General features: G+C 62.2%; 16 protein-coding genes. All 16 read left to right on the forward strand.

What is annotated here, in order from left to right:
- Positions 1-4 precede the first annotated feature (4 nt).
- On the forward strand, positions 5-946 hold the full coding sequence (locus tag AN189_RS13075; RefSeq protein WP_056036596.1) for a hypothetical protein: 942 nt from the start codon (positions 5-7) through the stop codon (positions 944-946).
- Positions 947-951: 5 nt separating this feature from the next.
- Complete coding sequence (locus tag AN189_RS13080) at positions 952-1,332, forward strand: hypothetical protein (RefSeq protein ID WP_157057494.1); 381 nt, start codon at positions 952-954, stop codon at positions 1,330-1,332.
- Positions 1,332-1,811, forward strand: a complete 480-nt coding sequence (locus tag AN189_RS13085) for a DUF1320 domain-containing protein (RefSeq protein WP_056036600.1) — start codon at positions 1,332-1,334, stop codon at positions 1,809-1,811. Before AN189_RS13080 ends, AN189_RS13085 begins: the two co-directional genes overlap by 1 nt.
- On the forward strand, positions 1,808-2,290 hold the full coding sequence (locus AN189_RS13090) for a Gp37 family protein (RefSeq protein WP_056036603.1): 483 nt from the start codon (positions 1,808-1,810) through the stop codon (positions 2,288-2,290). Before AN189_RS13085 ends, AN189_RS13090 begins: the two co-directional genes overlap by 4 nt.
- Positions 2,290-2,544 carry a hypothetical protein gene (locus AN189_RS13095; RefSeq protein WP_056036606.1) on the forward strand — a complete coding sequence of 85 codons (255 nt, stop codon included), beginning with the start codon at positions 2,290-2,292 and terminating at the stop codon, positions 2,542-2,544. Before AN189_RS13090 ends, AN189_RS13095 begins: the two co-directional genes overlap by 1 nt.
- Complete coding sequence (locus AN189_RS13100; RefSeq protein WP_056036608.1) at positions 2,544-3,812, forward strand: hypothetical protein; 1,269 nt, start codon at positions 2,544-2,546, stop codon at positions 3,810-3,812. The genes AN189_RS13095 and AN189_RS13100 overlap by 1 nt, the downstream gene beginning before the upstream one ends.
- A gap of 10 nt (positions 3,813-3,822) precedes the next feature.
- Positions 3,823-4,332 carry a phage major tail tube protein gene (locus AN189_RS13105; RefSeq protein WP_056036609.1) on the forward strand — a complete coding sequence of 170 codons (510 nt, stop codon included), beginning with the start codon at positions 3,823-3,825 and terminating at the stop codon, positions 4,330-4,332.
- 194 nt (positions 4,333-4,526) lie between these two features.
- Complete coding sequence (locus tag AN189_RS13110; RefSeq protein WP_056036612.1) at positions 4,527-4,925, forward strand: hypothetical protein; 399 nt, start codon at positions 4,527-4,529, stop codon at positions 4,923-4,925.
- Between the two features lie 187 nt (positions 4,926-5,112).
- Positions 5,113-8,082, forward strand: coding sequence for a tape measure protein (locus AN189_RS13115; RefSeq protein ID WP_172794917.1), 2,970 nt, complete (start codon positions 5,113-5,115; stop codon positions 8,080-8,082).
- The gene (locus AN189_RS13120; protein WP_056036617.1) at positions 8,082-8,531 is read left to right on the forward strand and encodes a phage tail protein; all 450 of its coding nucleotides are present in this window, start codon (positions 8,082-8,084) and stop codon (positions 8,529-8,531) included. The genes AN189_RS13115 and AN189_RS13120 overlap by 1 nt, the downstream gene beginning before the upstream one ends.
- Positions 8,531-8,752, forward strand: a complete 222-nt coding sequence (locus tag AN189_RS13125) for a tail protein X (protein WP_056036618.1) — start codon at positions 8,531-8,533, stop codon at positions 8,750-8,752. Before AN189_RS13120 ends, AN189_RS13125 begins: the two co-directional genes overlap by 1 nt.
- Positions 8,753-8,769: 17 nt before the next feature.
- Complete coding sequence (locus AN189_RS13130) at positions 8,770-9,729, forward strand: phage late control D family protein (RefSeq protein WP_172794918.1); 960 nt, start codon at positions 8,770-8,772, stop codon at positions 9,727-9,729.
- A complete protein-coding gene (locus tag AN189_RS13135) occupies positions 9,729-10,190 on the forward strand; it encodes a phage baseplate assembly protein V (RefSeq protein WP_056036622.1) in 462 nt (153 codons plus the stop codon). The genes AN189_RS13130 and AN189_RS13135 overlap by 1 nt, the downstream gene beginning before the upstream one ends.
- 83 nt (positions 10,191-10,273) lie before the next feature.
- Complete coding sequence (locus tag AN189_RS13140; protein ID WP_157057495.1) at positions 10,274-10,621, forward strand: hypothetical protein; 348 nt, start codon at positions 10,274-10,276, stop codon at positions 10,619-10,621.
- Positions 10,614-11,729 (forward strand): baseplate J/gp47 family protein, encoded by a 1,116-nt coding sequence (locus AN189_RS13145; RefSeq protein ID WP_056036627.1) that lies wholly within the window; start codon positions 10,614-10,616, stop codon positions 11,727-11,729. Before AN189_RS13140 ends, AN189_RS13145 begins: the two co-directional genes overlap by 8 nt.
- Positions 11,726-12,323: phage tail protein I (locus AN189_RS13150; RefSeq protein ID WP_056036628.1), on the forward strand; the 598-nt coding region annotated here is incomplete at its 3' end. The genes AN189_RS13145 and AN189_RS13150, both read left to right, overlap by 4 nt.

The raw sequence follows: 12,323 nt of genomic DNA on the forward strand, positions 1-12,323 counted from the left end.
CGAGATGACCCGCAATATGAATTCCGCCCAGGCCCGCGTCATTGACCCGATCCTGTCGCAACATGCCCGGGGCTATACCAATGCCGGCATGATCGGGCACTTGATCCTGCCTTACGTCGATATCGCGCAGCGTGGCGGTCGCGTCATTCGCTTCAACAAAGACAGCTTCCGTCGCGCCGCCACCCGGCGCGCACCTGGTGCAGAGACCACGCGCGTATCCTTCGGCTATGCATCCGATCCGATCGCGCTGATCCAGGACAGTCTCGAGGGCCTCGTTCCTGCCGAGACCGCAGAGGAAGCGCGTCAGGTGCCCGGTATCGACCTCGGCCGCCACGCTGTCGAGACCGTTCAGGACATCATCGCACTGGGTCGCGAGGTTGAAATCGCCGATCTGGTCCGCGATCCGTCCAACTACGGCACCAACACAGAGGCGGTGGCCGGGACCGACAAGTGGACCGATGAGGCCAGCAATCCCAAGCAGCAAATCGACGATGCCCAGGGGACGATCCGGCGCAAGATCGGACGCCGCGCCAACCAACTGACACTGTCGGCCGATGCCTTCCGTGCTGCATGCGATCACCCGCGGATCCGCGAGCAGTTCAAGTACACCAGCGCTGACAGCATCACCGTCGAGATGTTGGCGCGGTACTTCAACATCGAGCGTGTAATTGTCGGCGATGCGGTCGTGCTGGACGACGACGCGTCCGACGACGCAGAAGCCCGGGACGTCTGGGGTGGTGATGCGATCCTGTCCTATACGCCGCCGACCCGGAACTACATGGTTCCGGCATTCGGCTACACCTACCGCCTGAAGGGCTCGCCCGTCGTCGAGCAGCCCTATCACGAGCGTAACCGCAAGTCGTGGGTCTACCCCGTGACCGAGGACTGGCAGCCCGTGCTGGCCGGTGCCGAGGGCGGTTACCTGCTGCAGGGGGTCGTGGGCTGATGGCGATGTATGAGACACTGAGACGCGTACGTCTGAATGGCGAACGCACCGAGGCGGGGCAACCGATCGAGATCGATGGCGCAGAGGCCAAGCGCCTTGTCGCCATGGGTGCAATCGGTCCCGCGCAGCCGGGGTCTGGCGGCTCCGCTGCAGCAGCTGGCGATGGTGGCCAGTCCCAAAACGGGTCCGGATCGGGTGACGACCCCGACCAGGTCCGCCTGGACGCCATCGCCACGGCTGTTGCGCCCCTCGGTGAGGACGCCTTCAAAAAGGATGGCTTGCCGCGTGCCGATACGCTCAAAGCGCTTGAGGCCACGCTTGGCTTCGTCGTGACGGACGATGACGTCAAGGCCGCGCAAGATCGCAACACGGCGACAACAGCCTGATGGGCCGCTTCGTCGATATCGCAGGACTGATCGCCACTTTTGGCGAGGATGAGCTGTTGCAGATTGCCGGAACCGGCGACTGGAACACGCCAGAGGGCCGGTCGATCGACGAGGCGGCTATCGGCCGCGCCATCAAGTACGCTGACAGTCTGGTGGCGGGATATGTGGTGGCCCGTAACCCATGGATCGCGCAGATCGCAGATCCCGCTGACATGCCGGCATTGCTGAACGGTCTGGCGGAGGACATCGTCCGCTACCGCTTGCGAAACCAGGCAGGCGTGTCCGGGCAGATGACCGAAACGGTCGAGGAGCGCTACAAGGCCGCGCTCCATAGCTTGCGCGATATCGCGTCCGGAAAGATCGATCTGACTGATCCGCGCGATGGTGGCCTGCTGCCAGTCGAAGCCGCATCTGACAGTGTGCGGATTTCAGGTGGCCCGTTGACAGCAGCCCCACTTGCCGAGGCGTTTCTGAAATGACCGATGTCCTGCCAAAGACGCAGATCGAGCGAATGGAAGATGCGCTTCAGGCCATGATGAAGGAAGCGCTCGATGCGACATTCTTCGTCGATATCTTTCCGGAAGATGCCGACAAGTTCGACGATGCAATGCATGGCCGCATCGCTCTGCTGCAGTATCGCGGATCGACCTATGCGCCGACGGACGGCACCGGAGCCGCGACGCAGCTGCGCACCGCGTCATTCGTGATCCATCTGATCTACAACGCGACTGCGGCAGGTGGATCGCGCCCGGTCAAGGACATCGAAAACCTGAGGCTTGAACTGCAGGGCCAAGAAATCCTCGGCGGTGACATCGATCTCGTCCGCGATGGGCTGATCGATCAGAAGGCCGCGCGACGCACCTACATCCTCGAGCTGCGCCTGGCAGTGCCGGTCGTGGTTCAACACCGCCAACCTTTGGCACCGCTGATGACTGATTTTTCAAGGGAGAGTGCCTGATGGCGACCTACACGTATTCCGGGCCTGTCGATCTTATCGAGGTCCGCATGGGAAACCGTACCGTAGCGGGGGCCACCGTTCCCGACTGGCGGGAAATCCAGCTTACACCAGGCGAGGACGTCGATTTGCCTGACGACAACACGCTGGTCGCAGGCATGGTCGCGGCCGGGCATCTGAAGCCCGCCAAAGCCGCGCCGAAATCCAACACTGGCAAGTCCAAGACTGCCGCATCCAATGACGGGGAGGACGCCTGATGGCAGGTCGTTTTTACGGGATCGAATTTATCGATGACACGGTTGGCGGGATCACCGTCTCCGAAAGCCGGGCGGCGACCCTGCTGCTGGTCGGTACGGCGCCGGTCGGCGACGTACACGCTGACCCGGCCGACAGGGCTGCGCACATCAATCAGCCGGTGTTGATCCGCAACCTTGAGGATGCGATCGCAGCCTACGGCCCGCGCGTCGCTGATTTCACGCTGCCGACGGCACTGGCCCAGGTCATTGCTGAAGCAGGTCCGAAGGGCATTGGCCGGATCTACGCCGTCAATGTCTTCGATCCGGACACCCATGCGACACATGCCGACGTGACGGCCGCTGACATCATTGGTGGATTTACGGCCGATGGCCGGGCCACCGGTCTGCAGGTCGGCCTGACGCTGTTCAACCGGTTCGGCAGCTTTGCCAAGATCGTCGATGTGCCCGGGTTCAGCGCAGGCGTCGGTGTTCGTGCCGCCTTGACGACACTCTGCGTCAAGACAGGCGCGCGGACGCTGCTCAACGCGCCGGCCGCCACGTCACTGCAAGCTGCGATCGAGGCGCGTGGTCCCGATGGTGCGTTCAACTTCCAGTTCGACAGCACCCGGATCACACCGCTATGGCCGCGCATGCGCATGAGTGATCCTGCCAATGCCGAGCAGACTGTCCTGGTGCCATACTCGTCCACCTTTGCCGGTGTCTGGATGCGCACCATCCAGGAATTGGGCTGGCATCATTCGCCGTCCAATCAGCCAATTTACGGCATCGAAGAGGCCGAGCTGGACGTGATCTACATTCCCGGCCAGGCCGACAGCGATCCGTTTGTGATGCGCGATGCGGGATACGCAACCGTCGAAAGTCGGTTCGGAAAAGGTCTGCACACCTCTGGCAACCGATCGTCTGCCCACCCTGCGTCAACAGATCTGCGCAGTTTCATGCATGCGCAGCTGACCGAGGATGTGCTGACCGAGGCGCTGACGCTGTATCTGGAAGAGTTCAAGGACAAGCCTGGCAGCCCTGCGCGGATCGAAGCCATCGAGGAAGGCGCAAACGCCTATCTGAAGTCCAAGATGGCAGGCAACGACCCCGCGATCTCTGACGGCACGTTCCGGTTCGACCGGACGTTCACGACGAATGCATCTGTGGCCCAGGGCCGCTTTGCCTTCGATCTGGACTACGCTCCGATCGGGATCATGGAGCACATTCAAGTGCGCCGCGAAATCGACATCAACCTGCTGGGCAACCCGCTCGGCCTGTCCGCCGCCTGAGGAGAACGCCATGCTGCGCCATACCCAAATCACTGACGCCGAGGTGTATTTCGGCGAGGAAGGCCTCGTCGGCGTCTCTGCCACGGTCGATATTCCGAACCTTGAGACCACGCAGATCGAGCATGAAACGCTTGGCTCTGTCGGTGTGTTGAAGCTGCCGGCCCGTGGGTTGTCCGCGCTCGATATGACCATCGAGCTCATGTACCCCGAGCCGGAAATCATGAAATGGTCCTACGACCCGACAGCGTCCGTGCTCATGCAGTTTCATGAACCGCTGGACGTCTTTGGGCCAGAGGGTCTGGACCGCACGCGGTCGACGAAGCTGGTCACAGTTTGCCGCGTTCGCCCGGTGAACAACGAGGCCAGCCAGCTCAAGCGCAAGGATCCGCGCAAGCTGACCATCCCGGCCGTGGCCACGTCCTTTCTGCAGCGGATCTATACCGAGCAGACGCCCCTGGTGGAGATCGACCTGATCGCCAACATCCACAAGGTCGGTGGCCGCAACGTCTGGCCAGACTGATAAACTGCCAGTGCGCGGGCGTACGCCCGCCCGCCAACTTCGAGGCCGCATCCCCTGGGTGCGGCCTTTTTTGATGGTGTCAGACCCTTCATCCAGCCTGTGATCGCTGAAGCGGGCACAACTGGATCGCGGGGTGCCTGTCGTGGGGGTGTCCGGGTGCCCCGCAACCTCACACGCGCCCCCGGAGATGACAAATGACTGACCCCGACCGCTTCGACGAAACGAGACCGCAGTCGCCTGCGACAACAACCGCAGGTGACGTTGTGGCCAAGTTGCGCGCCTACAAGGCAGCGCGCGACGGCGATGAAACCTGTGTCCTGCCCCAGACCGGCATCACGGTCACGTTTCCCAAATTCCGCAGTCACGGCCAGCTGATGAAGGCGCAGCGGCTTTCCAAGGGCGACAGTGGGAAGGCTGGTGGCATCCTTGCTATCAACATCTGTCGCTTCGACGGGCAGACAATCACCCTGGCGGACTTTGACCAGTTTCCGATGGGGGACACCGCCAAGCTGCTGGACCTGCTGTTTGAGGGCAACAATCCCGGCCGCGCCTCCGATGACGACGAGGCCGACCGGTCGCCCCCCCAATACTGACCTCGCCCATCGACCACGTTTACCTGGTCGAAAAAGGGTTCGACCACGACCAGTTGAACGCGATGGGTGAGGACGAATTTGCCTGGCTCGTAGAGGTTCGGCGTGAGCTGGACGACATGATTGCCGAGGCGAAGCAGGATGCTGTCGAAAACGCAAGGAGCCGCAACAGATGAGCCGTAAGGTCGAAATGATCTTTGAGGTGCTGGACCGCGCATCGCGGCCCATGCGCCAGCTCATGCGGCTCCAGCGCCTGCTTGGTCGGGAAGGTGCGCGTGCGGGCAATGACGCGGCGCGCGGTTCTGACCGCGGTGCGCGCGCGCAGCGCGGGTGGACCCGGGCCGTCGACGCGGGCAAGCGGGCGCAGGCGGGCCTTCGGTCCGGGATCGAGCGCACAAATCGCGTTATTGATCGCCAGATTGCAGGCTTGCGCAGGTCTGGCAGCATGATGGGAAGCGGGGCGCGCAACATCGCAGGAGCTGCAGGATTGGCGACTGCGGCCTTTGCGGGCATCAGTGCGGCTGCATCCGGCGCTGCAGCCGCGATCATCGGACCTGCAGCGGAATTCGAGAAATATGCAATCCAGCTTGAAACTCTGGAGGGTTCCCCGGCCAAGGGCAAGGAGGCCATGTCCTGGATCGAAAACTTCGCGGCCGGCACGAACCTTGAACTGGCCGAGGTTGTTCAGGCCTATGCGCAGATGCGCAATTTCGGTCTCGATCCGACAAACGGATCGATGGTGGCGTTGCTGGATACGATGAACGCGGCCGGCCAGGGCACCGAGATGCTGTCGACGCAGATCTTGGCCTTGGGGAAGGCGCAGACGCTTGGCAAGTTGCAAGGCGAAAGCGCGACGATGCTCATGGAAAAGGGCATCCCGGTTTATGACATCCTCTCTGACAAGTTGGGCAAGAGCACTGAACAAATCCAGAAGATGATGTCTGCTGGTGAGCTCGGGCGTGATGCGATCGCGCTGCTCATCGACGGGATGGGTGAGCGCAGCGCGGGTGCCACCGAAAAAATCAGTCGCACCTGGGACGGCATCATCTCCAACCTCATGGACCAGTGGACCCGCTTCAGGCGAATGATCGCTGATGCGGGTGTCTTCGACCACATGAAGTCTAGGCTGCGCGGCTTTCTAGACTGGCTCGACATCAAGTTTCAGAGCGGCGACATGCAGCTTTGGGCAGAGCAGGTCGCGGGTGCAATCCTGTCAGGATTCAAGGTCATGGAGGCTTTTGCCAAATGGGCGTATGGCGCTTGGGTCGCACTGGTGCCCATGGTGCAATCCGCAGCCGACGCGATGGGTGGATACCGCAATCTCGCCCTTGGGATCGCGGCGATCATCCTGCACGGTACGCTCATGCGAACAGCGCTGGGGTTGTTCCAGATCGGTGCGGGCGCTGCCATGGCAGTGCGCTATCTTGCCGGTCTCAGCTTTGCCGGTCTCGCGCATGGTGCACTGCGGTTTGGATCTGTTTTGCTCGGACTGCTTAATCCGATGAACCTCGTGCGCGGCGCACTTTTCGCTCTGCGCCTGGCTGTGATCTCGACTGGTATTGGTGCGATCATTGTCGGTATCGCGATGGCCGGCACGTGGATTTACAACAACTGGTCAGGGCTGAAGGAATTCTTCATTGGTATTGGCGAGGGCATGAACATTGCCTTTGCGCCGGTGTCCGGTCTGCTTTCGCCTATCGTCGACGGAGCCAAGCGACTTTGGGGCTGGTTTACGAACCTGCTCGGGCCGATTGACGCCAATGCCGAGACCTGGCGAGACTGGGGTGTCAGCGTTGGCGAAGCGATCGCAGGAGCCATCAATTGGGTTGCTGATTTGCCAGGGCGCATCGGGTCTGTCCTGAGCGCGATCCCTGGTATCGACTGGCTGGCCAAGATTGGGGCGACCCGACTTCAAGAAGCCTGGGGGTGTATCCAAGCGCTTGTTGCAGGTCTGACGCTGACATGGGATTTTCTGAGAGGTATCGATTGGGCAGACCTCATCGGGGATCCTGCTGCCGCGTGGGGCCGGATGGAGGCTTGGGTTACGGCCAAGGCTGTCGCCCTATGGAACATGGTGCCATCCATTCCCTGGTCTCGTTTGCTGGGCGGATTGCGCAGCGCCTGGGACAACGCCGTGGGGTTCCTGACGAACATCAATTGGCGGTCGTTGCTACCTGATTTCAATTGGGCCGATATTCTGCCTGACCCGCCTGACCTGGGCGGTTGGTTCGAAACAGACCCGATGGAAAGGCTGCGCAACAAGGCGCAAGGTGCGGGGCTTGGCAGCTTTGGCGCTTGGGCCGAGGGCGCGGCGATCATCGAGCGCTTGCAGGCCGGGGCGATCGACGCCACGACGGCAATGGCGCAGCTAGAGACTGCAGGCCGCGCTGGCGGCGGCGAATGGCAACGCCGAGCCGGGCAAATGCGCGACATGCTTGCCGACGTGGCCGGGCTTCCAAAGGCAGTGGTGACAGATGTCAGCTCTTTGGCTGGCGCGGCCGAGGCGGCCGACGCACTGCGCGACCGACTTCCCCAGCTTGACCAGGCGGCACAGCGTACGCTGCAGGTTGTTGGCGATGCCTATCGCGGCATCGAGGCCGGCGCGGCTGCGGTCGATCTCAGCTCTGATGGCGCACGGATCGGTCAGTCACTGGCGGCCGGCCTCTTGTCGCAGGTCGGGGTAATCCGCGCAGCCGCGGAAATAATGGGCGACGTGATCCGCACGACCTTGCCCGCTGCTGCCAGCGCACGGGTGACCGTGTCCGGTCCTGCGATGCCAGGCCCGCGCGTTTCAGTCGTCGGACCAGCCATTGCAGGCGCACGTGCCAATGGGGGACCTGTAACCAAGGGGCTGAATTACCTGGTTGGTGAGCGTGGCCCGGAAATTTTCCGAGCGCCCGCCAACGGAGCGATCGTTGACAATGCGCGCACTCGCGTCGCCATGGCGAGTGCAGCGACACCTCGCGCGAGGCCTGTTTCGGGAGGCGGTAGCACGACGGGCCCAGCCATCAGCTACAGCCCGACTTTCAACATCAAGAGCGATACGCCCGCAGCCGTAAGGGCAGAGATCGAGGCGATGGAGGCTGAAATGCAAGATCGGTTGTTGACCAGGCTCCGCCAGGAGCAGGCACGCGCGCATCGGCGCCGGATGGCAAGCTGATGTTGGGCTTGCTGGGCGATACACCGATTGGATTTGATCCGCTGACCGGGCCGGTTGGGCAAAGCGATACGGAGCGTGCGCGCATCGTCCGCCACAACCCTGTCCGTGGCACTCCGATCCTGCAAGATCTCGGAGACGACAACAGAACACGCAGCCTTCGGTTTTTTCTCGACGAAACGTTTTGCGATGTGGAGGCCGAAATCAACAGACTGAGATCGGCACGTCAGGTTCGGACGGTTCTTCAGCTCTTCCTCTCTCTGGGCAATCTGTCCGTTGGTGGCTACCTGATCGAGCAGATGACTATCGAGCGCCGCAAGACGTCACCCGCTGGCCGGATCGTACGTGCAGAGGTGAGCGTCGATTTGGTCGAGGCGTCCAGCGCAATCTCAGGTCAGGGTATCGCAGCAACGTTTGCTCGGGCGCTGATCAGCCCGTTCGTGAGGCGCTGATGGCTTATTTTGAGCACATCTGTGAAGGCGGGGAGCGTTGGGATACACTCGCCCAGCAATTCTATAACGACGCCCGCAAGATGCATGTCATCCTGGCCGCCAATCCGCAGCTGATTTCGCCTGGCCCGACCCCGCTGGTTCTGAAGAAGGGCATGCGCGTCATCGTGCCTGTTCTGCAAGAGGAGGCGGCACCTGTCAGCGTTCCGCCCTGGCGCGCATGAGTGCCCGACAGCCGACGGTGGCGATCACACTTGCCGGGTTTCCGCTGGGTGCGACTGTCACGCGGTTCCAGTATCGTGACGTTCATCATGGTGAGGTCGATGATATCGAGTTTGCCCTTGCTGATCCTGACGGGCGCTGGCGTAGCGGCCTGGGGCCGATCGAAGGCACCGAAGTGTCCGCGCGGATCGGGTATCTGGATGACCCAGCGGGCCAAGCCGCCTGTGGGCTCTACAGAATAGACGAAAGGTCGATCCAGCTCGGTGCTGGCGGGGATACCGCAGCGTTCCGAGGTCTGAGCGCGTTCACCTCGCAGGACATGCGAACCGCGCGCAGTGAGGCCTTCGATGAAATCAGTCTGCAACAGATCGTTGATCGCATCGCGAACCGGCACGGGATGCAGGTTTTGGGGCCCGTCCCGAATGTCACGTTCAGGCGGGTGACCCAAAGCAAGACGGATGATCTCGCCTTCCTGCTTCGTTTGGCCGAGGACTGGGGCTGCTACTGCAATGCGAAGGGTGACACGCTCGTGTTCGCTGATCGCCGCGCGATCGACGCGCAGGAGCCGGCCTATTCGTTCGATGTGTCGGATCAGGCCTTTCTCGACTTGGAGATCGATCGGTCTTCCGCGCGTCTTTATAAGTCTGCAACGCTGACATACGTCGATACCGCTACGCGCACGACAATTACGGCCGAGGCAAGCGACCCCAGGGTTCAGTCCGGCGATCGTTTGATCCTCGATGACAAGGTGGAAACGCAGGCGCAGGCGGACCGCCTTTGCCTTGCGCGTCTTTTGCGTGCCAACGACGACTGGACGCGTGGGCGGTTGACCGTGGTTGGTGAGCCGTACCTCGTCGCGGGACAGGTCCTTCTGCTCGGGCCGACCCTGGGCGAATTTGCGGGGCGCTACCTCGTGACCTCAGCAGAGCACGTCATGGCGGACGGGTACACCACGACCGTCCAGATACGGGGGCTGTGATGCGTCTGCGAACCGGCATTGTTCAAGAAGGGCGCGCGGGCCAGGTCCGCGTGCTGTTTGAAGACGAGGGGATCACATCACCTTGGCTTGATGTGCTGGCGGCAGAGACAAAGGGTGCGCAGGCGTTCAACCGGCCGCGACCCGGCAATCTCGTGCGCGTGGTCATGGATGACCTGGCCGAGACCGGCGTGGTCCTCGGTGCGATCTATTCCCAGGCCGATCCGCCGCCTGCCGACGCCGACACCACCTGGACGATGGTGTTTGGCGATGGAACGGCAATCAGCTATGACGAGACGACCGGAACGTTGACGCTGAGCAATGCGGCCGGTGCCGATTTGCGCATCGTCGGCCAGACGCTAACATTCAAGGGCAATGTCGCGATCGACGGAGACCTGACAGTAAGCGGTCAGACCACTTTGCAAGGCACCACGATCAATGGCGTTGGCCAGACCGGGGACTGACAGGTCAGTTAGCCGGTAAGCCCGCGCGCGCGTATCGATGGCGCATGCTGCAACGCGATCAAATCACAAATCTGCATTGGCAGATGGACGCAGGTTCAAGCGATCTGGCTGACGGCCGGATCGTGACGGACGTGCGCGATCTCGAGCAATCGATCAGGCATGCGTTGATGACGCGACCCGGGTCGTGTCCCTTGTCGCCAGAGCGTGGCCTGGACTTGTCAGCATTCCGCGACCGGCCATCCGGCGTGCGGCACCTATTTTTGGGCGCTGCGATGCGTGCCTGCCTCGAGCGTGATGTGCCGCGCGTCGTCGTCGACAGTCTGACCGCAGACTTTTCGGGGTTCGAAAAGGTTGTCGTGACGATCGCATGGCGACCGCGTGCTGATGTCGCTGAGGCATTTGTGACGACAGAGGTGACCATCGATGTCTGATCGCCACCCCATTGAAGTCGTTGCAGCTGTCGGCGCGCCGCAGTTCGTGACAACGGACGCGGAGCAGTTGCTTCGCGCGGCCACTCAGAAATACGAACAAGCCACCGGCCGCATTCTCGCGCCGTCTCAGGTGGAGACCTACATCCTGGAGGTCATCGCCTACATGCTGTCCGTGCGTGGTGCCGAAGAGCAATTCGCGATCCAGCAGAACATGCTCGCTTTTGCCACTGGTAACAGGCTGGACGAGATCGGGGCGGGACGGGCAACGCTACGCCAACCTGCTTCGGCATCCGTCGCCAGTGGCCAGCTCAGCGGGAACGGCGTGTTTACCGCCAATCGTGCCATCCCGGCTGGAACGCGAATCCAGTTCGGCAACGTCCGTTTTGTCGTCGCGGTTTCCACCTTGGCGGAAGCTGGCAGCGAAACTGTCGACGTGGACCTGATCGCCGAAGTCCCGGGGCCGCTTTCAGATCAGCTTAGCGAAGGGGACCAGGGCAGCCTCGTCGATCCGCTGCCCGAGTTGACGCGGGCCGTCCTGACATCGGATCCATCTGGTGGGGTCGCAGCCGAGCCGGACGCAGCCTATCGGGTTCGGATCGCTCAAGCCTGGGAAAAGATCAGCCGCGGTGGGTCGCGGGCAGGCTATCAGGCCGTTGTGCGTGACTGGGACGCCCGTGTCATCGACGTCAATGTCGATCGACCGACGCCTGGCGTGATCCGTATCGTACCTCTCATGTCAGACGGTCCGGAAATCGGCGCTCAGGACAAGGCTTCATTGTTGGCCTATCTGGCGGATGATCGCACACCTCAGGGTGACGATATCCAGGTTGCTTCACCGACATCAGACGCCTTTACCTTCGATCTGACCCTTGTTGTGTCCAAGCCCGAGGCGACCGCCCCGGCCGAGGCTGAAGTGGTCCGACTGCTGGACGACTGGCGTCTATCGCTGGGCGGGCAGGTGATCCCGTCAGATCTGATTGCCGCTGCCAAGAAGATCGACGGGGTGATCGAAGCTGATGTGCTGGGGCTGGCCTACCGACAGGTCGCCCCCGATGCGTTTCGTGACGGCGCGCTCGCAGGCCCTGCGACCGTGACGGTTCAGCCATGACCTTGGCCGTTTCAGATGACGAGCTGCGTGCGATCAGCCCCGCCCCGATACAAGGCAGGCGTGATCAGGGCTTTCTGCAGTCGCTGGCGCGTTTGCATGCGGATCAGGACCTTTCCCGATTTGTCGTCCAGGACGCCTATGCTTGCCCGGCAAGCGCTTTGCCCGCGCTGATTGCTGAGTATTCCGTCGAGGAGTTCATCACCCCGAACCTTTCGGAGGCCCGTGTCCGCGATATCGTCGCAAACGCCTGGGCGTTGCACGAGGCCAAGGGTTACGACAGCGGTGTCAGGCTTGCTTTGTCTCTGGCAGGCGTGACCGCTGAGATCATCCCCTGGTACGCAGAAGACCCGCCGGCCGCACCCAATACACATCGGCTTATTTTCGAGGCCGACAGCGACTTTTGGGGCAGTGAACCGATCGGCGGGCCGCTTTCTTTTGGTCGTATTCGGGGGCTGGTCGAGGCGAGCAAGCGGTTCTCTCAGGAAACAGCCTACCAGATCCGCACAACAGGCACGCAACGAGCCCGCGCCGCCACCGGCCAGCGCGCGCGCCTCGATGCCACCGGCATCCTGCGGCCTGCGGTGCCCGTCACCG

The sequence above is a fragment of the Loktanella sp. 3ANDIMAR09 genome, from assembly GCF_001420005.1.
Lineage (GTDB): Bacteria > Pseudomonadota > Alphaproteobacteria > Rhodobacterales > Rhodobacteraceae > Loktanella.

Coding starts and splice junctions, on each gene's coding strand:
- AN189_RS13090 (WP_056036603.1), top strand. CDS start 1,808: ATGACCGATGTCCTGCCAAAGACGCAGATCGAGCGAATGGAAGATGCG.
- AN189_RS13145 (WP_056036627.1), top strand. CDS start 10,614: ATGTCTGATCGCCACCCCATTGAAGTCGTTGCAGCTGTCGGCGCGCCG.
- AN189_RS13140 (WP_157057495.1), top strand. CDS start 10,274: ATGGACGCAGGTTCAAGCGATCTGGCTGACGGCCGGATCGTGACGGAC.
- AN189_RS13075 (WP_056036596.1), top strand. CDS start 5: ATGACCCGCAATATGAATTCCGCCCAGGCCCGCGTCATTGACCCGATC.
- AN189_RS13105 (WP_056036609.1), top strand. CDS start 3,823: ATGCTGCGCCATACCCAAATCACTGACGCCGAGGTGTATTTCGGCGAG.
- AN189_RS13115 (WP_172794917.1), top strand. CDS start 5,113: ATGATCTTTGAGGTGCTGGACCGCGCATCGCGGCCCATGCGCCAGCTC.
- AN189_RS13125 (WP_056036618.1), top strand. CDS start 8,531: ATGGCTTATTTTGAGCACATCTGTGAAGGCGGGGAGCGTTGGGATACA.
- AN189_RS13095 (WP_056036606.1), top strand. CDS start 2,290: ATGGCGACCTACACGTATTCCGGGCCTGTCGATCTTATCGAGGTCCGC.
- AN189_RS13100 (WP_056036608.1), top strand. CDS start 2,544: ATGGCAGGTCGTTTTTACGGGATCGAATTTATCGATGACACGGTTGGC.
- AN189_RS13110 (WP_056036612.1), top strand. CDS start 4,527: ATGACTGACCCCGACCGCTTCGACGAAACGAGACCGCAGTCGCCTGCG.
- AN189_RS13080 (WP_157057494.1), top strand. CDS start 952: ATGTATGAGACACTGAGACGCGTACGTCTGAATGGCGAACGCACCGAG.
- AN189_RS13085 (WP_056036600.1), top strand. CDS start 1,332: ATGGGCCGCTTCGTCGATATCGCAGGACTGATCGCCACTTTTGGCGAG.
- AN189_RS13120 (WP_056036617.1), top strand. CDS start 8,082: ATGTTGGGCTTGCTGGGCGATACACCGATTGGATTTGATCCGCTGACC.
- AN189_RS13135 (WP_056036622.1), top strand. CDS start 9,729: ATGCGTCTGCGAACCGGCATTGTTCAAGAAGGGCGCGCGGGCCAGGTC.